The organism is Janthinobacterium sp. TB1-E2 (genome assembly GCF_036885605.1).
Taxonomy (GTDB): domain Bacteria; phylum Pseudomonadota; class Gammaproteobacteria; order Burkholderiales; family Burkholderiaceae_D; genus Janthinobacterium; species Janthinobacterium aestuarii.
The window spans coordinates 177,609-201,396 of record NZ_CP142523.1; the positions used below are offsets into that span (position 1 = coordinate 177,609).

Annotated in this window: 13 protein-coding genes, 2 tRNA genes and 3 rRNA genes; 8 read left to right on the top strand and 10 right to left on the bottom strand. The window is 57.9% G+C overall.

Annotation, left to right across the window (positions count from 1 at the left end; genetic code table 11):
* Window positions 1–83: 83 nt before the first annotated feature.
* Window positions 84–491 carry a hypothetical protein gene (locus OPV09_RS00720; RefSeq protein WP_034753756.1) on the bottom strand — a complete coding sequence of 136 codons (408 nt, stop codon included), beginning with the start codon at window positions 489–491 and terminating at the stop codon, window positions 84–86.
* A gap of 721 nt (window positions 492–1,212) precedes the next feature.
* Here OPV09_RS00720 and OPV09_RS00725 point away from each other — a divergent pair.
* From OPV09_RS00725 to OPV09_RS00750, 6 genes are all read left to right on the top strand, one after another.
* Window positions 1,213–1,617 (top strand): MerR family transcriptional regulator, encoded by a 405-nt coding sequence (locus OPV09_RS00725; protein ID WP_034753754.1) that lies wholly within the window; start codon window positions 1,213–1,215, stop codon window positions 1,615–1,617.
* 137 nt (window positions 1,618–1,754) lie between these two features.
* Window positions 1,755–2,939 (top strand): isovaleryl-CoA dehydrogenase, encoded by a 1,185-nt coding sequence (locus OPV09_RS00730; protein ID WP_034753750.1) that lies wholly within the window; start codon window positions 1,755–1,757, stop codon window positions 2,937–2,939.
* Window positions 2,940–2,992: 53 nt separating this feature from the next.
* Window positions 2,993–4,792 (top strand): bifunctional isocitrate dehydrogenase kinase/phosphatase, encoded by a 1,800-nt coding sequence (gene aceK / locus OPV09_RS00735; RefSeq protein ID WP_338680166.1) that lies wholly within the window; start codon window positions 2,993–2,995, stop codon window positions 4,790–4,792.
* On the top strand, window positions 4,789–5,985 hold the full coding sequence (locus OPV09_RS00740; RefSeq protein ID WP_338680168.1) for an acetyl-CoA C-acyltransferase: 1,197 nt from the start codon (window positions 4,789–4,791) through the stop codon (window positions 5,983–5,985). Before aceK ends, OPV09_RS00740 begins: the two co-directional genes overlap by 4 nt.
* Window positions 5,986–6,065: 80 nt before the next feature.
* Entirely contained in the window at window positions 6,066–6,734 is a 669-nt protein-coding gene (locus OPV09_RS00745) for an SDR family oxidoreductase (protein WP_338680169.1), read from the top strand.
* A 39-nt stretch (window positions 6,735–6,773) separates the two neighbouring features.
* Entirely contained in the window at window positions 6,774–7,901 is a 1,128-nt protein-coding gene (locus OPV09_RS00750) for an acyl-CoA dehydrogenase family protein (protein WP_338680170.1), read from the top strand.
* A gap of 373 nt (window positions 7,902–8,274) precedes the next feature.
* Here OPV09_RS00750 and OPV09_RS00755 read toward each other — a convergent pair whose 3' ends face one another.
* The 4 genes from OPV09_RS00755 to OPV09_RS00770 all read right to left on the bottom strand — a co-directional run bounded on the left by OPV09_RS00755 (window position 8,275) and on the right by OPV09_RS00770 (window position 15,194).
* The gene (locus OPV09_RS00755; protein WP_338682415.1) at window positions 8,275–9,168 is read right to left on the bottom strand and encodes a YihY/virulence factor BrkB family protein; all 894 of its coding nucleotides are present in this window, start codon (window positions 9,166–9,168) and stop codon (window positions 8,275–8,277) included.
* Window positions 9,169–9,255: 87 nt separating this feature from the next.
* A complete protein-coding gene (locus tag OPV09_RS00760) occupies window positions 9,256–10,332 on the bottom strand; it encodes an LD-carboxypeptidase (RefSeq protein ID WP_338680172.1) in 1,077 nt (358 codons plus the stop codon).
* Between the two features lie 88 nt (window positions 10,333–10,420).
* Window positions 10,421–13,174 carry a TonB-dependent receptor gene (locus OPV09_RS00765; protein WP_338680173.1) on the bottom strand — a complete coding sequence of 918 codons (2,754 nt, stop codon included), beginning with the start codon at window positions 13,172–13,174 and terminating at the stop codon, window positions 10,421–10,423.
* Window positions 13,175–13,391: 217 nt separating this feature from the next.
* Complete coding sequence (locus tag OPV09_RS00770) at window positions 13,392–15,194, bottom strand: ABC transporter substrate-binding protein (protein ID WP_338682417.1); 1,803 nt, start codon at window positions 15,192–15,194, stop codon at window positions 13,392–13,394.
* A gap of 217 nt (window positions 15,195–15,411) precedes the next feature.
* Here OPV09_RS00770 and OPV09_RS00775 point away from each other — a divergent pair, with 217 nt between their 5' ends.
* Both OPV09_RS00775 and dacB read left to right on the top strand, forming a co-directional pair.
* Window positions 15,412–16,650 (top strand): nucleoside recognition domain-containing protein, encoded by a 1,239-nt coding sequence (locus tag OPV09_RS00775; RefSeq protein ID WP_034753725.1) that lies wholly within the window; start codon window positions 15,412–15,414, stop codon window positions 16,648–16,650.
* Window positions 16,651–16,658: 8 nt separating this feature from the next.
* Entirely contained in the window at window positions 16,659–18,161 is a 1,503-nt protein-coding gene (gene dacB / locus OPV09_RS00780) for a D-alanyl-D-alanine carboxypeptidase/D-alanyl-D-alanine endopeptidase (RefSeq protein WP_338680175.1), read from the top strand.
* A gap of 240 nt (window positions 18,162–18,401) precedes the next feature.
* On the opposite strand, the gene rrf is transcribed toward dacB, so the two are convergent.
* The 5 genes from rrf to OPV09_RS00805 all read right to left on the bottom strand — a co-directional run bounded on the left by rrf (window position 18,402) and on the right by OPV09_RS00805 (window position 23,584).
* Window positions 18,402–18,514 (bottom strand): 5S ribosomal RNA (rrf, locus tag OPV09_RS00785).
* Window positions 18,515–18,652: 138 nt separating this feature from the next.
* Window positions 18,653–21,528 (bottom strand): 23S ribosomal RNA (locus OPV09_RS00790).
* Window positions 21,529–21,790: 262 nt separating this feature from the next.
* Window positions 21,791–21,866 (bottom strand) — tRNA-Ala (locus tag OPV09_RS00795).
* 10 nt (window positions 21,867–21,876) lie between these two features.
* Window positions 21,877–21,953 (bottom strand) — tRNA-Ile (locus OPV09_RS00800).
* A gap of 100 nt (window positions 21,954–22,053) precedes the next feature.
* A 16S ribosomal RNA gene (locus tag OPV09_RS00805) occupies window positions 22,054–23,584 on the bottom strand.
* Together the 16S, 23S and 5S rRNA genes with 2 tRNA genes alongside form the textbook arrangement of a ribosomal RNA operon.
* Window positions 23,585–23,788: the final 204 nt, after the last annotated feature.

The window sequence follows — 23,788 nt, forward strand, 5'->3', positions numbered from 1 at the left end:
AGTATGACCTTGCGCAAATAAAAGAACAGGGGGAGCACCGCCAGCGAAAGGCGGACGGCGCCGGCCGGGGATGGCCTGGATGCTTACTTTTGGTAGTTGACTCGTACCAGCATGCGAATAAATTCTCGCGCGATTTGACGATGATGTTCATCTAATCTTTGCAAATCGGCAATTAATTTCACATCAGCGGACTCAAAACGCGACAAAGCGCTGCCCGCTTCGCCATTCGGCGTGGCGCTTTCCGGGCCGCCAAAACGCAACCATTCCGCCGGAACGCCCAACCATTGGGCAATCATGCGCAATTTCTCTTGCGTCGGAATTGCTTCACCTACTAACCATTTCCTAGCTGCATGCACGGTAATCGGGCGCCCGTCGAAACGGATATTGAATTCCCGGGCCAGTCTGGTCGGGCTGTCTGGAGAATAATGGGCGTTTTTGAGAGCCAACTGAAGTCGCTGGCTGAAGCTTTCGCGTTCGTTAGAAGAATTCATAGGTGTACTATTTCATGTTGTAACATGAAAGTCAGTTTCTTGAATGACCATACAGATTGTTACATTTGAAAAGAGTATCAATTAACAATTAACACTCAAGCCGGGCTTTTCAGGTCAAAAAGTGGGCCGAATTTTCTCTTGCGATTCTGCGTGGCTTCGGTTCAAATTCGCGGTTAGCCTTGATTTTCGCACTGCAGCACGATTCAAAGCCTCGGTTTGGCATTACAACGTACGGTATCGGATAATGCCCTCCTCTACCGATACATGCAATGCCGATGTCATACAATTTCTTGTAGACAAAGTTTTCAGAAGGGCCATTTTGTTTCCAATATAGAAACGACATGAACAACGTGCTCATAGTGAAACGTTGTTTTTCGATCGTGCCTATTGGAAAGAGTCTGCGCCTAAAAATTTTACTGCCATCGCAGCGAAAAGAATGTCGCCGTTATGCCAGGAAAGCTCTTTTTGGTGTCATCTTGGCCACCAACTCTCGATCTTAAGCGCGTTTGTGCAAGAAGAATCAATTTATTTTCAGTAATTGTTGTCTGATTCGCCAAATTCTCCCGTTCACGCCCTCTCTTTTCTTTGTTGCAGCACGGGCAGGGCACGCTACAATAGTATTGACGTTGACGTAAACGGCACCTTGCCACCATTGCCTCGCAGCACCCATCCACACCCATCCAGTGACCGACCACCCATGCAACCGACACCGCCCGCATCCATGACGACCTATACGATTACCGAACTGGCGCGGGAATTCGACATCACGGCGCGCGCCATCCGTTTCTATGAAGACCAGGGCTTGCTCAGCCCGAAACGCGAAGGCGCTGGCGGACGCAGCCGCGTCTACACGCCGCGCGACCGTACCCGCTTGAAACTGACCCTGCGCGGCAAGCGCCTGGGCCTGGCGTTGTCGGAGATCAAGAGTCTGGTCGACATGTACGAGTCGCCGAAGGACACGCGCGCGCAGATGGACCGCTTCCTGGGCGTGCTGGCGCAGCACCGGCAAACCCTGGAGCAGCAGCGCATCGATATCGAAATGGCGCTGGCGGAAATCAGTGCGCATGAAGATGCGTGCGCGCGCATGCTGGCGGACTTGAACCTTGATAAGGCGCAAACAAACTAAATCGATGCGGCGGCGCCTGCCACGCACAGTGCTTTACACGCCTCACTTTACGTTTACGTAAACGTCACAACTGAGTATCATAGCTTCACTGACCCGGCACCCATGACCGCCACACTTATAACGACGACGAGGACGACATGCTCCATCTCCCAGGCTTGACCTTTGACCACGGCGACGACATCGCCTCCCTGCGCGAAGCGATCCAACAATTTGCCGCCGCCGAAATCGCGCCGCGCGCGGCCGAAATCGACCGTACGGACCAGTTCCCCATGGACCTGTGGCGCAAGATGGGCGACATGGGCTTGCTCGGCATCACCGTCAGCGAAGAATACGGCGGCGCCGGCATGGGTTACCTGGCGCACATCATCGCCATGGAAGAGATCTCGCGCGCCTCGGCTTCCGTCGGCCTGTCCTACGGCGCCCATTCGAACCTGTGCGTCAACCAGATCAAGCGCAACGGCACGGCCGAGCAAAAAGCCAAGTACCTGCCGAAACTGATCACGGGCGAACACATCGGCGCTCTGGCCATGTCGGAACCGAACGCGGGCTCGGACGTCGTCAGCATGAAGCTGCGCGCCGACTTCAAGGGCGACCGCTGGGTCTTGAACGGCACCAAGATGTGGATCACCAACGGCCCCGACGCGGACGTGCTGGTGGTGTATGCGAAAAATGACCTGGAAGCGGGTCCGCGCGGCATGACGGCTTTCCTGATCGAAAAGAATTTCAAGGGCTTTTCCATCGCGCAAAAGCTCGACAAGCTGGGCATGCGCGGCTCGCACACGGGCGAACTGGTGTTCCAGGATTGCGAAGTGCCGGCCGAAAACGTGCTGGGCGGCCTGGGCAAGGGCGTCAACGTGCTGATGTCGGGCCTCGATTTCGAGCGCACCGTGCTGTCCGGCGGCCCGCTGGGCATCATGCAGGCTTGCATGGACCTGGTCGTACCTTACGTGCATGACCGCAAGCAATTCGGCCAGGCCATCGGTGAATTCCAGTTGATGCAAGGTAAGCTGGCCGATATGTATTCGACCATGATGGCGTGCAAGGCCTATGTCTACGCCGTGGGCCAGGCCTGCGACCGCGCCACCACGCCGGAAGCCGTGCGCCAGTTGCGCAAGGATGCGGCCGGCGCCATTCTGTATAGTGCGGAGAAGGCGACCTGGATGGCGGGTGAAGCGATCCAGGCCCTGGGCGGCAACGGCTACATCAACGAGTATCCGGCCGGCCGCCTGTGGCGCGATGCCAAGCTGTATGAAATCGGCGCCGGGACCAGCGAAATCCGCCGCATGCTGATAGGCCGCGAACTGTTTGCGGAAACCAAGTAAGCACGGGCGCGCGACGATCGACTGGGTGATGAGCCATTTATGCGAGCACAGATATGACGCACATTGCCTTCCCCAAATTGCTCTCTTCCCAGATTGCATTCGATATCGCGCGCACCATCCGCGACGGCTTCGACAAGCATTACCGTTTGTTCCGCGAAACGAGCCAGCAAGCCAAGCAGTATTTCGAGCAAGGCGCCTGGGCCGCGGCGCAGACGGCGGCCCGCGAACGCATCGATTTTTATGACAAACGCGTGCAGGAATGCGTGCAGATGCTCGAAGATGAGTACGAAGAGTCGGAGTTGAGCGACGAAGTGTGGCGTGAACTGAAGCTGCACTACATCGGCATGCTGACGGAACACAAGCAGCCGGAACTGGCGGAAACCTTCTTCAATTCCGTCTGCTGCAACATCCTCCACCGCACGTATTTCAATAACGACTATATTTTCGTGCGCCCTGTCGTTTCCACGGAATACATCGAAACGCAGGATCCCGTCCCCACCTACCGCGTGTATTACCCGGGCCAGGATGGCTTGCGCCATACCCTGACGCGCATGGTGAGCAACTTCCAGCTCGACTGCGCATTTGCCAACCTCGAGCGTGACGTGGCCCAGGTGGAAGCGCGGCTGCAGCAGCTGTTCGGCGGCGAGCGGCTCGAGCCGAACCACCAGATCCAGGTCTTGACCAGCTTGTTCTACCGCAACAAGGGCGCCTATCTGGTCGGCAAGGGCATCAACGGCAACCGCGAATATCCGTTCGTCGTACCGATCCTGCACAACCGGCACGGCAAGCTCGTGCTCGACACGGTGCTGTTCGAGCACCAGCAGATCGCCGTGCTGTTTTCATTTACGCGCGCCTATTTCCTGGTCGATATGGAAGTGCCGTCGGCCTATGTGCAATTCCTGCGCAGCTTGCTGCCGCGCAAACCGCGCAGCGAAATCTATACGATATTGGGCCTGCAGAAACAGGGCAAGACCTTGTTTTACCGCGACTACCTGCAGCATCTGAAACACTCGTCGGACCACTTCGAAAGCGCGCCCGGCATCCGCGGCCTCGTGATGCTGGTGTTTGCCCTGCCCTCGTTTCCCTATGTTTTCAAGGTGATCAAGGATTTTTTCCCGCCGCCCAAGGAAACCACGCGTGCGCAAGTCCAGCAAAAGTATTTGCTGGTGAAACACCACGACCGGGTAGGCCGCATGGCCGACACGCTCGAGTATTCCAACGTAGCCTTTCCCCGCGCCCGTTTTGCCGAGGAATTGCTGGCCGAGCTGAAACAGTTCGCGCCCTCGCTGATCGAAGAAGACCACGAGCAGATCATCATCCGCCACCTGTACATCGAACGGCGCATGGTGCCGCTGAACATGTGGCTGAGCAATGCTGAAAAGGACGGCCGCGACGACCTGGTCGAACACGCCATCGTCGAGTACGGCAACGCCATCAAGGAACTCGTGGCGGCAAATATTTTCCCGGGCGACATGCTGTATAAAAACTTTGGCGTGACCCGTCATCAACGTGTCGTTTTTTACGATTACGATGAAATCGAGTACATCACCGATTGCCAGTTCCGCGTCATCCCCGAGGCGCGCACGGAGGAAGAAGAAATGTCGGCCGAACCGTGGTATCCCATCGGCAAGCACGATGTGTTTCCCGAACAATTCGGCACCTTCCTGTTGGGCAATCCCCGCATCCGCCGCTATTTCATGCAGCACCATGCCGACCTGCTGACGGCGCAATACTGGCAGGCGCGCAAGCAGCGCATTGAAGACGGCCATATCGAGGACGTCTTCCCGTATCCGCAGCACCTGCGTTTTTGTATGCAGTCACCCTCCCCACCCTTAACCGGAGATCCAACATGAATGATCCAGTCGTAATCGTCGGTGCCGCGCGCACCCCCATGGGCGCCTTCCAGGGCGACTTTGCCAACGTCACCGCCAGCGACCTGGGCGCCGTGGCCATCCGCGCCGCCGTCGAACGGGCCGGCGTGGCGCCGGACGCCGTTGAACACGTGTATTTCGGCAATTGCCTGATGGCAGGCCAAGGCCAGGCTCCCGCGCGCCAGGCCTTGCGCAAGGCGGGTTTGCCCGATTCCACGGGCGCCGTGACCCTGTCGAAAATGTGCGGCTCGGCCATGCAGACGACCATGTTCGCGCATGACACCTTGCTCGCAGGCAGCGCCGAGGTGGTGGTGGCGGGCGGCATGGAATCGATGACCAACGCCCCCTATCTGGTGCCGAAGGCGCGCGGCGGCTACCGCATCGGCCATGGCATGATCTATGACCACATGATGATGGATGGCCTGGAAGACGCCTACAGCCGCGATGAAAAGGGCAATGCCCGCTCGATGGGCACGTTTGCCGAAGAGTGCGCCAGCCAGTACGCCTTCACGCGCGAAGCGCAGGATGCGTTCGCCATCGAATCGGTAAAACGCGCGCAGGCGGCCACCAAGGATGGCAGTTTCGAGTGGGAAATCGCCCCCGTGACCGTTTCCGGCCGCGGCGGCGACACCATCGTCAGCATCGATGAAGGCCCGCAAAAAGCCCGCCTGGAAAAAATCCCGACCTTGAAGGCGGCATTCAAGAAGGATGGCACGATCACGGCCGCCTCGTCTTCGTCGATCAACGATGGCGCGGCAGCCCTGGTGCTGATGCGCGAATCGACGGCGAAAAAACTCGGCTGCACCGTCATCGCGAAAATCCATGGCCACGCCACGCATGCGCAGGCGCCGAACGAATTCACCACGGCCCCTATCGGCGCGGTGAAAAAACTGTACGCCAAGACGGGCTGGAGCAGCAGCAATGTCGACTTGTTCGAGATCAATGAAGCGTTCGCGGCCGTACCGATGGCCGCCATGCACGACCTCGACATTCCGCACAGCAAGATCAACATCCACGGCGGCGCGTGCGCGCTGGGCCACCCGATCGGCGCCTCGGGCGCGCGCATCATCGTCACCCTGCTGGGCGCCTTGAAAAAAACCGGCGGCAAGCGCGGCGTGGCGGCCTTGTGCATCGGCGGCGGCGAAGCGACGGCGATGGCAATCGAACTGGTATAAGCTGCTTTGTTGACGACAGGCGCGCGCGGCGTGGATACGTTCGCTGCGCGCCTTTTCATTGATTACTCAGGGAGAAAGACATGCCTACCGCATTGATCATCGGCGCCTCGCGCGGCATCGGCCACGAAATCGTCCGTCAATACCGCCACGACGGCTGGCGAGTGATCGCCACAGCGCGCACGCAAGACGCTTGCGACGCCCTCACGCAACTGGGTGCCGAAGCGCACCGGCTCGACGTGACGGATGTGGAAGGCTGTGCCGGCCTGGGCTGGAAACTCGACGATGAAAAGCTCGACGTGGCCATCCTCAACGCGGGCGTGTATGGCCCGCGCCACGATGGTACGCCCACGCAAGAAGATTTCGATGCCGTCATGCACACGAACGTGCTGGCGGCCATGCGCCTGCTGCCGATCCTGGCACCGCTGGTAGGCAATGCCAAAGGGAAACTGGCCGTGCTGTCCTCGCACATGGGCTCCTTGAGCGAACGGGGCAACCCCAGCGGTTCGCTGTACCGCGCCAGCAAGGCGGCCTTGAATTCCGTGCTGATCGACACGTCCCTCGTGTACGGCCCGCAAGGCGTCAGCTGCGTGGCCTTCCACCCGGGCTGGGTGCGCACGGACATGGGCGGCGCCGGCGCCGATCTTTCCCCAGAGCAAAGCGCTGCCGGCATCCGCGCCACCCTGGCCAGCTTGCCAGCCACGGACAAGGCCGTGTTCCACAATTACGATGGCAAGCCCATCAGCTGGTAATTCCACCACACACCATAAAAACAAACGAGACGACGTCCCATGATACTCAATGAAGAACAGACCATGATCCAGGAAGCGCTGCGCAGTTTTTCGCGCGAGCGCCTGGCGCCCAACGCGGCCCGCTGGGACAAGGAACATCATTTCCCGAAAGAAGAATTGCAGGCACTGGCCGCGCTGGGCGCCTTTGGCGTGGCCGTGCCGGAAGCGCTCGGTGGTGCCGGCCTCGACTATGTGTCGCTGGCCCTGGTGCTGGAAGAAATCGCCGCCGGCGATGGCGGCACGTCGACCATCATTTCCGTCAACAATTGCCCCGTGTGCAGCATCGCCATGATGTACGCCAACGACGCGCAAAAGGAACAATGGCTGCGCCCGCTGGCGCAAGGCACGATGCTCGGTGCGTTTTGCCTGACAGAACCACACACGGGCAGCGACGCCTCGGCCCTGCGCACGACGGCCACCCGCGATGGCAATGAATACGTAATCAACGGCACCAAGCAGTTCATTACCAGCGGCAAGTATGCAGACGTGGCCATCGTCATGGCCGTCACCGACAAGGCGGCTGGCAAGCGTGGCATCAGCGCCTTCTGGGTGCCGACGAACACGCCTGGCTACATCGTGGCAGGACTGGAACAGAAGATGGGCCAGCACTCGTCGGACACGGCGCAAATCCTGTTCGAGAATTGCCGCATCCCGGCGGAAAATCTGATCGGCGAAGAAGGACAAGGCTACAAGATCGCCCTGTCCGGCCTGGAAGGCGGACGCATCGGCATCGCCTCGCAAGCCGTGGGCATGGCGCGCGCCGCGTATGAAGCGGCCCTGAGCTATGCGCGCGAGCGCGAAAGTTTCGGCAAACCCATCTATGAACACCAGGCCGTGCAATTCCGCCTGGCCGACATGGCGACGCAGATCGAAGCGGCGCGCCAGCTGATACGCCACGCGGCGGCCATGAAGGATGCGGGCTTGCCGTGCCTGAAGGAAGCGGCCATGGCCAAGTTGTTTGCGTCGGAAATGGCGGAAAAAGTGTGCTCGGACGCCATCCAGGTGCACGGCGGCTACGGTTATGTGTCCGACTTCCCCGTCGAGCGCATCTACCGCGACGTACGCGTGTGCCAGATTTATGAGGGGACCAGCGATATTCAGAAGATTTTGATTGCGCGGGCTTTGTAAACCCCAGGGCAAATACTGGGGTCAGACCCGGCGGGTCTGACCCCATACGCCAACTATGGACGAAAAAAAAGCCCGCTAGCGCGGGCTTCGTTCCAATGTATTACCAATGCTTTAATCGTGTCATGGACGCCAGTGCTATCTGCAAAGTGCCTCCTGATTTTCGGACTCCCATGCTATCTGCATGGTGACTCCAAGTGTAAATCGACCATCGTATCCGGAATTACAAAATCCATTTCTTCGCACTGTCACGCCATCGACATTACACCTGTCGGTCGCCGCGCTGAAACTGGATGGTGAGATAATTTGCTGCCAAATCTCAATCACTGAACAGAGTATAGCACAGCTTTTTGTGCGGTGCAATAATCTTTTTAAATCAAGTCCTTAGCGCCAGCGGCTTGTCCTCTTCGCCGCCACGGGCCACTCTTTCGTATTCGGAAATCACTTGCGCGCCCAGCAGCAGCAAGGTGGCGCCGATTTCCAGGCTGAACATGACGACGATAGCCGTCGTCATCGAGCCGTAGACAATATTCACCTGCGACAAGGTAGAGAAATACCAGACCAGCACGTGGCGCGCAATTTCCCACAGCAGGGCCGCCGTCACGCCGCCGATCAGCGCATGCGTGATCGATAATCGCCCCACCGGCATGACCAGGTAGATCGAACTGAGCACGAGGATTTCGCCCGCCAGCCCCAGCAAATACAGCAGCACGCCCGATACCCCTTCCAGGCCCCAGTCGTGGCGCAGGAAACGCACGCTTTCCTCCCCCATCACTTGCAAACTGCCCGCCACCAGGGTGATCAGCAAAATACCGATACCCAGGCACAGGATGTAGCAATACGGCAGCACGGCGGAAATGAGGAAATGGCGGCGGCGGATGGCCACGCGGTGGATGAAGATCACGCTCATGGCGTTTTCCAGCACGGTAAACGCCAAGGAACTGAAAAACAGCATGGTCAGCAGCAGCAGCCAGCCGATCACGCCGCGGTTGTTGAGGAAATGCGCCACTTCCGCCACGATGGCCTTCGATTGCCCGGGCACCAGCCATTCCAGGTAATGGCCTATGGTTTGCAGCAATTCATCCTGCGCAATCACGTGCGACAGGGCCACCACCACCAGCATCAGCAAGGGCACGATGGAGAGCAGCGAGTAGTACGCGACGGCGCCCGCCAGCAGCAAGCCCTGGTTGGCGCGGAAACCCTTCAGCACCTGCAGCGCGAAGGCCAGCGGGTGGCTGAGGATGTAGGTACTGGCGTGGCGGTTGATCATGTCGGCTGCGGTGAAGAAGGCGGCGCGGCCTCGTGCCACGCCTGCAATCACACTAGCATACTGACAAGCGCCCCGCTGCACCGTACGCTAACAGACGGCCGGCTCCAATAAGGTCAAGGTTTGCCGGTCCGCATCCAGGGTAGCGAGGATGCCCATCGGTAGCGTGAACTGGTGGCGGATGTGGCCAAACGAATAGCCGCTGACGGCCGGCACGCGCAAGGGCTGCAGATGCTGGTCCACGGTGGCATCGAGGGTCAGCGCGGTATCGCCCTCGGCCGCCTCGCAATGCTCGAAGATACCCAGCATCAAGGCCGCGGCCTTGTTGAACCCCACGGACAGGTCGAGCTGACACAGCATGCGGTCGATGCGGTACGGCACTTCATTGATTTCTTCGAGGAACAAAATATGCTGGCGGAAATCGGCCGCATACGGCGTGCCGGCCAGCGCGCTGACCATGCATAGATTGCCGCCCGTTAAGCGCCCCGTCGCCTGGCCGCCGTGCACGGTGCGGATGGCGAAGTTCGGCTGCGTCTGCGCGCGGCGGTGATTGTCGAGCGCCATCGGGATCGTGTACTGCTCTTGCGGCGTCATCAGCACGTTTTGCAGCTGCGTCACCGTGTACTCGGAAAACGTGGACGAGGCCACGGGGCCGTGGAAGGTCACCAAGCCCGTCTGGCGGGCGATGGCCAAGTGCAGGGCCGTGATATCGGAATAGCCGATCAGCACTTTCGGGTTGGCGCGGATCAAGGCGTAATCGAGCAGCGCCAGCAGCGAAATGCAGCCGGAGCCGCCGCGGATGGCCCACACCGCCTTGACGTCCGGGTCGCGGAACGCCGCGTGCAAGTCGTCGATGCGTTGCTGCACCGTGCCCGCATAATTGCCGTGCACGGCGCGGATATTGGCGCCCAGGCTGGCGCGCAATCCCAGCGATTCGATATTGCGTACGGCCTTGGCAATGGCGTCTTCATCCGTAAAGCCGCCCGGTGCGATGATGGCGACCAGGTCGCCCTGGCGCAAACGCGCCGGCTTGATCAATGCGTGTTGCTGTTGCATGCGTTTGCCCTTCCCTTGCGCCGCCGCCCACGCCGGTGTGCCTGCCGCCCCCAGAGTGGCGGCCAGCAGGCCGCCGAAGCGGCGCCGGCTGAGATTGGTCTGACTGGACATGCGGCCCTTTCCTGGAATAAAAACGGCGACGCCAGGCGCCGCCGCACGAGGTTAGCACGCCAGCGGGATCGCCGCCGGCATGGTTGCCTTACATGAACTTGTACTTCAGCTGGAACGACAGCGAACGGCCGCGAGGGTCGGCCACGCGCGGGTCCCAGCCGGCGCCCACCACTTCATCCACGTTGTGCGCGGTGAATGGCGGATCGCGGTCGAACAGGTTCTGTATGCCCACGGTAATCGTCGTATTTTTGAAGCCCGTGTAGGTGCCCGACAAGTTATACGTGGTGTAGCTGGACACGTCCGGCTTGAAGCCCGGTGGCGGCGCGCCCTTGCCGCCATTCGGCAGCTGGTCCTTGTAGCCCGACGAAAAACTCTGGATCAGCAAACCGCTCCAGTCGCCGCGCGACACGCCAAAGCTGGCATTGTGTTTCCAGCGCAGGTACAGATCGCGCGTATAGAACTTGCCGACCAGTTCCTGGTATTCCTGGCCCTGGTATTCCGCAAACTTGAAGCTGTCCATATACGTGCCGTCCAGGGTCGCCGTCCATTTCGCGTCCTGGATCTTGCCTTCGCCACGCAAGCCCACGTCGAGGCCGCGCACGCGGCTGCCTGCCGCATTGATCCAGCCCGCCTGCACGTACTCGATGGTGCCGTCCGGATTGCGGTGGATATACTGGTTCAGCGCCTGGTAATTGGCCAGCACGATTTGCGGCGTGCGGTTCAGGATGCGGTCCTTGGTATTGATGGCCCAGTAGTCGAACGAGGCCGAATAGCCCTTGAATGGCTCGATGACAAAACCGACGCTGCCCTGCTTCGACGTTTCCGGCTTCAGGTTCGTGTTCCCGCCCGTCCTGTAGTCGAGGCGGTCGATGGCACAGTACTCGGGCACGCCCGGATGCTTGGCGCAGCCTTCCTGGTCGATCACGCCGTTCGGCAATTCCTGACTCAGCGAACCCGAATACAGCTGCTGGAAGCTTGGCGCGAGGAAACCCTTGCTGGCCGAACCACGGAACAGCAGGAAGTCGGTCGGCTGGTAGCGGAAGGCCACTTTCGGATTCGTCGTCGCGCCGACCAGGCTGTAATCGTCGCGGCGAATGGCCAGCTGCATTTCCAGATCCTTCGTGACCGGCACCAGCAGCTCGGCATACACGGCCTTGACGGTACGGCTGGCATCTTTTAATGCGGCATTGCCTGGCGACAGCAAAATCTGCGTGGCATCAACGTCTTGCGCAAAGCTGTAACCTTCGCGGCGCAAGTCAAAACCGGCCGCCATGGCCAGCGCACCGGCCGGCAGCTGGAACAGCTCGCCCGAAACGGAACCGTCGATCTGCGTCAGGGTCGTCTTGCCGTGCTGGAAGTCGCCACGGAACTTGGTCGATTCGATCAATTGCTTGGCCGCTTCCGTCTGGCTCTGGCCGGCGCCCACCCACGGATTGATGATGCCGCTGGCCAATGCCGCGTACAGCTTGTCCGTGTAGGAATAGCCATCCGTCAGCTTGGTCTTGGTGCTGCTTTCGGCGCGCGAAATGCCGGCCTTGTAATCCCACTTGCCAAAGTTGCCTTCAAAGCCCACCAGCACGCGGGCATTGTCTGTCGTGTTTTCCTGCGTACGGTTGCCCACGTCATTGGCGCGCCATTTGTAGGAAATCGGCTTGGTCCTGTCGAAAGAAGGGATGTAGGCCGACAGGTCCTGGTAATACGCGCCACCCACAGGGTACAGATTCTTGTTGGCAACCGTCGCCTGTACCTGCATCGGCGTCAAAATGGCCGTGGCCTTGGTGCGCGAACCGAGCACTTCGACAAACATGCGGTGGTCGGGCGCCAGCTGGAAGGTGCCGCGCGACAACAGATTGGCACGTTCAACGGGGAATTGCAGCACATAGTCGGCGCCATAGTCATACGCGCAGGAATATGTGGTGCGCAGCGGCGAGGTCACGTCTTTCCACAGTGCCGTCTGGTACTGCGACATGCCGGCGATGCTGTCGCACTTGCCCTGGAAACTCAAGGGATTGGCTTGCAGGTATTTGTTCGGATCGCCTGGCAGCTGGAACGAGGCGCCCAGCGCCGTGCCGGCACCCGCCATCTGGTTGGCAAACGGCGTGCCCGTCGTATCGGGCGACAGGCCGCGGCCCGGCTGGAAGCCGTTGACGAAGGAGCGGTCGCGGCCATTGAGCTGCTGCGCCTTGTCGACCGTCAGGCTGGCCATGATGTTGTAGCGGTCGCTTTCGAGCGAACCCGTACCGGCCAGCAGCGAGGCGCGGCGCGTGGCGCCGCCGCCTGCCTGCGTGTCGTTGGTGGAGACGGACGCTTCCACGCCGCTGTAATTGGTTTTCAAAATGAAATTGATCACGCCGCCGATGGCGTCCGTGCCGTAGATGGCCGAGGCGCCATCCTTGAGAATTTCCACGCGCGAAATCGCGCCCAGCGGGATCGAGTTCAAGTCGACCGACTTGCCGCTGGCGCCGTGCGTGGCGATGCGGCGGCCGTTCAACAGCACCAGGGTGCTCGACGGTCCCAGGCCGCGCAGTGAGGCGAACGAAGCGCCACCGCTGACCCTGTCGGCATCGGCGCCAAACACGTTATTGCCCGAAGTCATGTTATCGGCACCCGTGCCATTCGCTGACAGGGTGCGCACCAGTTGCTCGGTCGTCGTGATGCCCTGTTTTTCGATCTGGTCAAAGGTAATGACTTGCACGGGCAACGCGCCTTCCTTGGCCACGCGTTTGATGCTGCTGCCCGTCACTTCGACCCGTTGCATCGATGGCGGCGCCGCTTCCTGTGCGACGACCGGCCCCACCACCCCCATCAATGCCACCAACTGCGCTAGCTTTTTCAATTTCACAGGTCTTCTCCTTGTTGGGCAATCGAAACTTGAGTCATCAAGTCAGGCTGTATAGATATGTCGCAACGTCTGTCTCGCAGTACATTTTTTTATGACAATTGCGCATGACTTTATTTGTTTTCATTTTCAGAGTAGCGCGATGCATCCGCGGCCAGCCAATGAAAAATGCTTTCCTAACCATAACTTTTTGGAATGAATGCCCTTTTCAGTGACATGGTCACTTGCCTGCGGGGCTACCCTTGGCTTTATCCACGTCCAGATAGCGCCAGGACGTGAATTCCACGGGGTGGCGCCTGTAGTTTTTTAGCCACGGTTGTTGCAGGTCGGCAGAGATGGGATGCGTCAGCAACACCCACGGCGTGTAGGCATGGATCAGCTGAAACAGGTCGAAGTACAGACTGCGTCGGCGCGGCGTATCGGATAGCAGGCGCGCCTCCTCATAGCGTTTATTGTAATCGGGCAAGTTGAAGCGGGCATAGTTGGCGCGGCCACTGTTGGGACCGTACAACAATTGCATAAAGTTATCACCATCGGGGAAGTCGGCGATCCAGTTGGTCTCGAACATCTGCACCTTGCCCAGGCGCGACGCCTTGATGATTTCCGTCTTCTTGTCGCTTTTAAACTCCACGCGCACGCCGATGGCGTTCAGGTTGCGGCGCCACAATTCGTCGCGCAAACGTCCCACCGTGCTCGGCTCCGTATGCATGGTCAGGATCAAGGGCGTGCCGTCCGGCTGGGTGCGGAAACCGTCTAGACCCGCCTTGTAGCCGAAGCGGTCGAGCAGGGCGCGCGCCAGGGCTGGATCGTAGCCGACGGGGCTGCGGTAGCTCTTGTCGTAACCGAGCACATTCGGTGGTAACGGCGACTGGGCCGGCAAGGCCAATCCCTTTTTCAATAGCGCGATGTCTTCGCGGCTGTTGTAGCTGAGGGCGATGGCGCGCCGCAGGGCCAGCTTGTCCTTGCTCGTGCCGCCCAGCACGGGGTCGTCCATGTTCATCCACATGTAATACGTCTGCAGCACGGGAAAGCGCGTCAGCTGCATGCCTTTGGCGGCCAGCGCCGGTTTCAGCGCGCCGTTTTCCAGCACCATGTCCGTCATCGATTCCGGCACTTGCTCCAGGTAATCGAACTCGCCCTTCAAAAAACCCAGCATGCGCGATTGATATTCTTCGACGATACGCACCTCGATGCGCTCGACCAGCGGTAATTGCTTGCCTTCCAGTGCCGTCGCGATGGCGCGCGCGTCGACCGGCAAGGCGGTCAGCGCCTTGGTTTCCGTATGGAATACGGTGGGGCGGAAAGTCGGGTTGGCTTGCAGCACGATCTTGTCGCTGCGTTTCCACTCCTTCACCAGGAACGGCCCCGTGCCCACGGGATGGTTGCCGATCTGCCCTGCCGCCGGGTAGGCTTCGGCCACTTCGCGCGCCACCACAGCGGTCGCCGGCATGGCCAGGTAAAACAGGAAGTTCGGGTCGACGCCGTTCAGGCGGATGCGCAAGGTGTATTTGTCCAGTGCCTGCAGGCCGGCAATCGGCGTGTCGTAACTGAATTTTGTTTTCAGCGCCGCATCGCCCACCAGCTTGTCTTCCAGCAAGAACAGCCACGGCGACTTCAGGCTGGGGTCATACAGCCGCGTCAGGCTGTACACATAATCCTGCGCCGTCACTTCGCGCGGCTTGCCCTTGAAGGCGGGATCGGGCGTAAAGAATATGCCGGGCTGTAAGTGAAAAGTATACGTGCGCCCGCCATCTTCCACGGTCGGCATGGCGCGCGCCGTATTGCCCTGCAGTTGCACGGGGCGCGCCAGGTAGTCATAGCGCAGCAAGGGATCGAAAATGTTTTCCATCAAATTCAGGCTGGCCAGGTCGGACGCCACGGCCGGGTCCAGGCCTGTCTCGCTGGTGCTGAGGAACAGGTGCAAGGTCTTGTTCGCGCGGGCATCGGCGGCGGCATGCGCGGGCGCGGTGAAAAGCGTCAACAGGGCCAGGCCGGCGGCGCAGGCGGTTTTGCGTAAAAACATCATCAGTGATCCAGTGCAGACAAGGGTAAGGAACAGCAGTAAGCGACAGGCATCCCCCACACTACGCGGGCACGCTGCGGGGCGCCAATGAAAACAGGCTGCCAGCTTATAACTTTTTGGCATGCGATTGCTGCATTCTTTCATCAACTCGTATCGGGCTGCCCCTATACTTTGTTTGCAGACATTTTTCACTCCCGACACACAGAACTGATCGCATATGGCACTTAATTACATCTGGTCCGGCTTTTTCCTCGTTGGCTTCCTGGCCGCAGTGCTGCAGTGGCTGTTTCTCGGCGATACCGATATCTTCAAGCGCATCATCGACGGCACGTTCGAGACGGCGCGCATGGGCGTGATGGATATCGCCCTGCCGCTGGCGGGTGTGATGACCTTGTGGCTCGGCATCATGAACATCGGTGAAAAGGCGGGCATCGTCGGCTGGCTGGCGAAAGTCATCGCACCGTTCTTTTCGCGCATCTTCCCGGAAATTCCCAAGGACCATCCAGCCACGGGCCACATGGTGATGAATTTCTCGGCCAACCTGCTGGGCCTGGACAATGCGGCCACGCCGTTCGGCTTAAAGGCCATGGAAAGCCTGCAAACCTTGAACCCGAACAAGGAAGAGGCGACGAATGCGCAGATCATGTTTTTGGTGCTGCACACCTCGGGCCTGACCCTGATTCCGCTGGCCATCATGGCTCAGCGCTCGATCCTCGGCGCGGCCGACCCGTCCGACATCTTTATTCCCTGCATGATCGCCACCTATGTGGCCACCATGGTCGGCATCATCACGGTGTCCATCAAGCAGCGCATCAACTTGCTCAACCGGGTCGTGCTGGGCTGGATGGGCGGCATGACGAGCGCCATCGTCGCCATGATCTGGTACTTCACACAATACCTGACGAAACAGGAAATCGAACTGGTCTCGAAAGTGGTCAGCAACCTGGTCTTGATCAGCGTCATCGCCATATTTATTATTGGCGCGCTGCGCAAGAAAGTGAACGTGTATGACGCCTTCATCGAAGGGGCAAAGGGCGGCATCCAGACGTCGATCACCGTGATTCCCTATCTGGTCGGCATGCTGGTGGCCATCAGCGTGATCCGTAACGCGGGCGTGTTCAATTTCCTGATGAGCGGCATGAACTGGTTCTTCGCCAACCTGGGCATCAATACGGACTTCGTGCCCGCGCTGCCGACGGCCATGATGAAGCCGCTCAGCGGCTCCGGCTCGAAAGCCATGATGATCGATGCCATGAATACCTATGGCGTCGACTCGTTTGTCGGCCGCCTGGCCTGCGTCTTCCAGGGCTCGGCCGACACCACCTTCTATATCGTGGCCCTGTACTTCGGCTCGGTGGGCATCCGCAAGACGCGCTATGCCATCACGGCCGGCCTGATCGCCGATCTGGCCGGCGTGATCACCGCCGTCTTTGTCGCCTACGTCTTTTTCCACTAAGGAGCACCATGTTACGTCCTGTCCTGATGGCGGCACTGTTGGCGGGTCTTGGCCTGTCGACTGCGCACGCGCAATTGCCCGAATCCGTCAGCCTGCTGCTGCGCAGCGCGAATATCCCCGAAGACGCGATGGGCGCCATCGTCCTGCGCGGCAACACGGTGGTGATGTCGCATGGCGCCGAGCGCAGCATGCAGCCGGCCTCCACCATGAAACTGGTGACGACGGCCGTGGGCCTGGAGCAGCTCGGGCCCATCTTCCGCGGCCGCACGGAACTGCGCACCAGCGCCGACGTCATCAATGGCGTACTGAAGGGCGACTTGATCCTGCGCGGCGGCGCCGACACGGATTTCAATGCGAACGTGCTGGAGCACATGCTGCAAACCTTGCGCACGCAAGGCATCGTGAAAATCAAGGGCGACCTGATCCTCGACCGACAGCTGTTCCAGCCGGCCCGGCCCGACATTGGTGCGCCGCCGTTCGACGAATCGGCCGAGTTCCGCTACAACGTCATTCCCGATGCCTTGCTGCTGAACACTAATCTGCTCGATATCAATATCAACTCGACGGACCGGCAATTGAGCATCCTGATGCAGCCGGCGCTCGAGAACGTCAGCGTCACGAGCGACATGAAGCTGATCAAGGGCAGTTGCGCCAGATGGGAAGACGGCTGGCGCCCACCCGAATACCGGCGCGATGCGAGCGGCAAGCTGCAAGTGATACTGCATGGCACCTTCCCGCAAAATTGCAGCAAGGCTACCAGCATCAATGTTCTTGATCGTAATGATTACGCGGACCGCTTGTTCCGTGCGACCTGGAAACGCCTGGGCGGCACGATCACCGGCACGGTGCGCGAAGCGCCGGCAACAGGCTTGCCGCCGACGGCCGAACCGGTCGGCACGCGCATGCTGGCCGACCACGTGGCGCGCGCCTTGCCGGAAGTGCTACGCGATATCAACAAGACGTCCGACAATACCCTGGCCCGCACCCTGTTCCTGAGCCTGGGCAGCTTGCAAAGCGATGGCTGGCTGGGCAGCCGCCCCGTCGCCATGGCGGTGCCGGAAGACACGGCCACGCGTGCGCGGCAAGTGATCCAGGAATGGTTCCAGCGGCATCAGATCGACACCCAGGGCATGCTGGTCGACAACGGTTCCGGCTTGTCGCGCACGGGACGCATTGCGCCTGCGCAAATGGCCGGCGTCCTGCAGGCGATGCAGCAAAGTCCGTGGGCACCCGAGTTCCAGTCCAGCCTGCCCATCGTCGCGCTAGACGGTACCATGCGCAAGCGCCTGTTGAACAGCCCGGCCGCCGCACGGGCCCGCATCAAGACGGGAACGTTGAAGAATGTGGTGGCCATCGCCGGCTATGTCCCCGACGCCAACAACCAGCTGTGCGTGGTGGTCGCCATGATCAATAGCGACCTGGTGGGCAACGGCAATGGCCGCGCGGCGGTTGATGCGCTGATCGAGTGGGTCGCCAGGAGCGGCGTCACATCGGTGGTTGCCGGCCAATAAAGGGAAGCAAAGACAGAAAGGCAGCGCGTAGCGCTGCTTTTTTTCGTTTGTCACCTGTTTGTCACCTGGCTGCTGACTTGTCGGATTACGCTACGCTAATCCGACCTACCCGCCATCCAATAAACGTAGGTCGGCTTAGCGCGCAGCGCGTAAGCCGACACCACCTGCGGCGCCCAACAAAAACCCCAGACGTAAAAAAACCCCAACCGGATCACCGGAAGGGGTTTTTTCGAATAACAAGCCTGACGATAACCTACTTTCACACTGGTTGCAGCACTATCATCGGCGCAAAGTTGTTTCACGGTCCTGTTCGGGATGGGAAGGGGTGGGACCAACTTGCTATGGTCATCAGGCATAACTTGTACTGGCATTTGTCCTCGATGGAGCGACAAAGCCTGAATCTGGAAGAAGCAAAGATTGGGGTAATGACTGGTAGTATCAACACACACGCAACGTTGTACCGTCTTATCCTCTGTACCTGCTAAGGTTATAGGGACAAGCCGTACGGGCAATTAGTACTGGTTAGCTTAATGCATTACTGCACTTCCACACCCAGCCTATCAACGTCCTGGTCTCGAACGACCCTTCAAAGAGCTCAAGGCTCTGGGAAATCTCATCTCAAGGCAAGTTTCCCGCTTAGATGCTTTCAGCGGTTATCTCTTCCGAACTTAGCTACCCGGCAATGCCACTGGCGTGACAACCGGTACACCAGAGGTTCGTCCACTCCGGTCCTCTCGTACTAGGAGCAGCCCCCTTCAAATTTCCAACGCCCACGGCAGATAGGGACCAAACTGTCTCACGACGTTTTAAACCCAGCTCACGTACCACTTTAAATGGCGAACAGCCATACCCTTGGGACCGGCTACAGCCCCAGGATGTGATGAGCCGACATCGAGGTGCCAAACTCCCCCGTCGATATGAACTCTTGGGAGGAATCAGCCTGTTATCCCCAGAGTACCTTTTATCCGTTGAGCGATGGCCCTTCCATACAGAACCACCGGATCACTATGTCCTACTTTCGTACCTGCTCGACTTGTCAGTCTCGCAGTTAAGCACGCTTATGCCATTGCACTATCAACACGATGTCCGACCGTATCTAGCGTACCTTCGAACTCCTCCGTTACACTTTAGGAGGAGACCGCCCCAGTCAAACTGCCTACCATGCACTGTCCCCGATCCGGATAACGGACCAAGGTTAGAACCTCAAACAAACCAGGGTGGTATTTCAAGGTTGGCTCCACGAGAACTAGCGTCCCCGCTTCAAAGCCTCCCACCTATCCTACACAGATTGGTTCAAAGTCCAATGCAAAGCTACAGTAAAGGTTCATGGGGTCTTTCCGTCTAGCCGCGGGTAGATTGCATCATCACAAACATTTCAACTTCGCTGAGTCTCGGGAGGAGACAGTGTGGCCATCGTTACGCCATTCGTGCAGGTCGGAACTTACCCGACAAGGAATTTCGCTACCTTAGGACCGTTATAGTTACGGCCGCCGTTTACTGGGACTTCAATCAAGAGCTTGCACCCCATCATTTAATCTTCCAGCACCGGGCAGGCGTCACACCCTATACGTCCACTTTCGTGTTTGCAGAGTGCTGTGTTTTTATTAAACAGTCGCAGCCACCAGTTTATTGCAACCCTTTCACCCTCATGGAGTAAACCAATCAAGCTACCGGGGCGTACCTTTTCCCGAAGTTACGGTACCAATTTGCCGAGTTCCTTCTCCCGAGTTCTCTCAAGCGCCTTAGAATACTCATCTCGCCCACCTGTGTCGGTTTGCGGTACGGTCTCGTATGACTGAAGCTTAGAGGCTTTTCTTGGAACCACTTCCGATTGCTTCGTGCACAAGTGCACTCGTCCCACTCCCTTGAATTCCGCACCCGGATTTGCCTAAGTGCCTTCTATGAAGCAGAAACTGACTATTCCAACAGTCAGACAACCTTCCGCGATCCGTCCCCCCATCGCATCATACGACGGTGCAGGAATATTAACCTGCTTCCCATCAGCTACGCATCTCTGCCTCGCCTTAGGGGCCGACTCACCCTGCTCCGATGAACGTTGAACAGGAAACCTTGGGCTTACGGCGTGGAGGCTTTTCACCCCCATTATCGCTACTCATGTCAGCATTCGCACTTCTGATACCTCCAGCATCCTTTACAAGACACCTTCGCAGGCTTACAGAACGCTCTCCTACCATATCTATTGCTAGATATCCGCAGCTTCGGTGACTGGCTTAGCCCCGTTACATCTTCCGCGCAGGACGACTCGATCAGTGAGCTATTACGCTTTCTTTAAATGATGGCTGCTTCTAAGCCAACATCCTGACTGTTTTAGCCTTCCCACTTCGTTTTCCACTTAGCCAATCTTTGGGACCTTAGCTGGCGGTCTGGGTTGTTTCCCTCTTGACGCCGGACGTTAGCACCCGACGTCTGTCTCCCAAGCTCGCACTCATCGGTATTCGGAGTTTGCAATGGTTTGGTAAGTCGCAATGACCCCCTAGCCATAACAGTGCTCTACCCCCGATGGTGATACTTGAGGCACTACCTAAATAGTTTTCGGAGAGAACCAGCTATTTCCAAGTTTGTTTAGCCTTTCACCCCTACCCACAGCTCATCCCCTAATTTTTCAACATTAGTGGGTTCGGACCTCCAGGGCGTGTTACCGCACCTTCATCCTGGCCATGAGTAGATCACTTGGTTTCGGGTCTACACCCAGCGACTGATCGCCCTATTCGGACTCGATTTCTCTACGGCTTCCCTATGCGGTTAACCTTGCCACTGAATGTAAGTCGCTGACCCATTATACAAAAGGTACGCAGTCACGGAACAAGTCCGCTCCTACTGTTTGTATGCACACGGTTTCAGGATCTATTTCACTCCCCTTCCGGGGTTCTTTTCGCCTTTCCCTCACGGTACTGGTTCACTATCGGTCGATTACGAGTATTTAGCCTTGGAGGATGGTCCCCCCATATTCAGACAGGATGTCACGTGTCCCGCCCTACTTGTCGTACGCTTAGTACCACCGGTCCGATTTCACATACGGGGCTATCACCCACTATGGCTCCTATTTCCAGAGGATTCTGTTATCGGTCCGACTATCACGTACAGGCTCTTCCCATTTCGCTCGCCGCTACTTTGGGAATCTCGGTTGATTTCTTTTCCTGCAGCTACTTAGATGTTTCAGTTCGCCGCGTTCGCCTTGCATACCTATGTATTCAGTATGCAATACCCTAAAAGGGTGGGTTGCCCCATTCGGAAATCTGCGGATCAAAGTGTGTTTGCTCACTCCCCGCAGCTTATCGCAAGCTACTACGTCCTTCATCGCCTGTAATCGCCAAGGCATCCACCATGTGCACTTATTCGCTTGTCCCTATAACGTTAGCCTCTGAAAACCGAAGTCATCAAAGAGCGCTACAGGGATAAGAAAGTACAACGTTGTTGCTTGTTTGTTGATACATACAATCATTACCCATCAAGTCGCCTCATGCATTGCTGCACGCATAGACTTGATCAATAAATAATCTTTACTTCTTCCAGATTGTTAAAGAACGAAACAGCTTTGATCGCTAAAAGATCAAACCTAAACCACAGTCTTGTTGACCGGCTTACGTTTGCACTTTCGAGTAAAACTTTGGTGGAGGATGACGGGATCGAACCGACGACCCCCTGCTTGCAAAGCAGGTGCTCTCCCAGCTGAGCTAATCCCCCTAGGTATGACTGGTAGGGCTGGTTGGACTCGAACCAACGACCCCCGCGTTATCAACACGGTGCTCTAACCAGCTGAGCTACAGCCCCAACGCGGAACTACTACGACTACTGTTTCTTCTTAATTAAACAGCCGATAAGTGTGAACATTTGATGCGTGAATCATTTACATGATTCGTGCAAACTCTAGAAAGGAGGTGATCCAGCCGCACCTTCCGATACGGCTACCTTGTTACGACTTCACCCCAGTCACGAATCCTACCGTGGTAAGCGCCCTCCTTACGGTTAAGCTACCTACTTCTGGTAAAACCCGCTCCCATGGTGTGACGGGCGGTGTGTACAAGACCCGGGAACGTATTCACCGCGACATGCTGATCCGCGATTACTAGCGATTCCAACTTCATGCAGTCGAGTTGCAGACTACAATCCGGACTACGATACACTTTCTGCGATTAGCTCCCCCTCGCGGGTTGGCGGCGCTCTGTATGTACCATTGTATGACGTGTGAAGCCCTACCCATAAGGGCCATGAGGACTTGACGTCATCCCCACCTTCCTCCGGTTTGTCACCGGCAGTCTCATTAGAGTGCCCTTTCGTAGCAACTAATGACAAGGGTTGCGCTCGTTGCGGGACTTAACCCAACATCTCACGACACGAGCTGACGACAGCCATGCAGCACCTGTGTACTGGTTCTCTTTCGAGCACTCCTCAATCTCTCGAGGATTCCAGCCATGTCAAGGGTAGGTAAGGTTTTTCGCGTTGCATCGAATTAATCCACATCATCCACCGCTTGTGCGGGTCCCCGTCAATTCCTTTGAGTTTTAATCTTGCGACCGTACTCCCCAGGCGGTCTACTTCACGCGTTAGCTGCGTTACCAAGTCAATTAAGACCCGACAACTAGTAGACATCGTTTAGGGCGTGGACTACCAGGGTATCTAATCCTGTTTGCTCCCCACGCTTTCGTGCATGAGCGTCAATCTTGACCCAGGGGGCTGCCTTCGCCATCGGTGTTCCTCCACATATCTACGCATTTCACTGCTACACGTGGAATTCTACCCCCCTCTGCCAGATTCTAGCCTTGCAGTCTCCAATGCAATTCCCAGGTTGAGCCCGGGGATTTCACATCAGACTTACAAAACCGCCTGCGCACGCTTTACGCCCAGTAATTCCGATTAACGCTTGCACCCTACGTATTACCGCGGCTGCTGGCACGTAGTTAGCCGGTGCTTATTCTTCAGGTACCGTCATTAGCAAGAGATATTAGCTCTCACCGTTTCTTCCCTGACAAAAGAGCTTTACAACCCGAAGGCCTTCTTCACTCACGCGGCATTGCTGGATCAGGCTTTCGCCCATTGTCCAAAATTCCCCACTGCTGCCTCCCGTAGGAGTCTGGACCGTGTCTCAGTTCCAGTGTGGCTGGTCGTCCTCTCAGACCAGCTACTGATCGATGCCTTGGTAGGCTTTTACCCTACCAACTAGCTAATCAGATATCGGCCGCTCCACGAGCATGAGGTCTTGCGATCCCCCACTTTCATCCTTAGATCGTATGCGGTATTAGCGTAACTTTCGCTACGTTATCCCCCACTCCAGGGTACGTTCCGATATATTACTCACCCGTTCGCCACTCGCCACCAGAGCAAGCTCCGTGCTGCCGTTCGACTTGCATGTGTAAGGCATGCCGCCAGCGTTCAATCTGAGCCAGGATCAAACTCTTCAGTTTAATCTCTGTTACTTTGCCGTTTTACCGGCACCGTCATTGCTGACGGGTCGCTCACTCAAAAAACTGACAGGCTACTTCCGAAGAAGTATCCTATTTCATTATTTCTTGTGAACATTTGATATTTTAAGTTAGACGCCAATCCGAAGATTGACGCTGCACTTACATCAAATGCCCACACTTATCGACTGTTAATTGTTAAAGAAC

Coding starts and splice junctions, on each gene's coding strand:
- OPV09_RS00720 (WP_034753756.1), bottom strand. CDS start 491: ATGAATTCTTCTAACGAACGCGAAAGCTTCAGCCAGCGACTTCAGTTG.
- OPV09_RS00725 (WP_034753754.1), top strand. CDS start 1,213: ATGACGACCTATACGATTACCGAACTGGCGCGGGAATTCGACATCACG.
- OPV09_RS00730 (WP_034753750.1), top strand. CDS start 1,755: ATGCTCCATCTCCCAGGCTTGACCTTTGACCACGGCGACGACATCGCC.
- aceK (WP_338680166.1), top strand. CDS start 2,993: ATGACGCACATTGCCTTCCCCAAATTGCTCTCTTCCCAGATTGCATTC.
- OPV09_RS00740 (WP_338680168.1), top strand. CDS start 4,789: ATGAATGATCCAGTCGTAATCGTCGGTGCCGCGCGCACCCCCATGGGC.
- OPV09_RS00745 (WP_338680169.1), top strand. CDS start 6,066: ATGCCTACCGCATTGATCATCGGCGCCTCGCGCGGCATCGGCCACGAA.
- OPV09_RS00750 (WP_338680170.1), top strand. CDS start 6,774: ATGATACTCAATGAAGAACAGACCATGATCCAGGAAGCGCTGCGCAGT.
- OPV09_RS00755 (WP_338682415.1), bottom strand. CDS start 9,168: ATGATCAACCGCCACGCCAGTACCTACATCCTCAGCCACCCGCTGGCC.
- OPV09_RS00760 (WP_338680172.1), bottom strand. CDS start 10,332: ATGTCCAGTCAGACCAATCTCAGCCGGCGCCGCTTCGGCGGCCTGCTG.
- OPV09_RS00770 (WP_338682417.1), bottom strand. CDS start 15,194: ATGTTTTTACGCAAAACCGCCTGCGCCGCCGGCCTGGCCCTGTTGACG.
- OPV09_RS00775 (WP_034753725.1), top strand. CDS start 15,412: ATGGCACTTAATTACATCTGGTCCGGCTTTTTCCTCGTTGGCTTCCTG.
- dacB (WP_338680175.1), top strand. CDS start 16,659: ATGTTACGTCCTGTCCTGATGGCGGCACTGTTGGCGGGTCTTGGCCTG.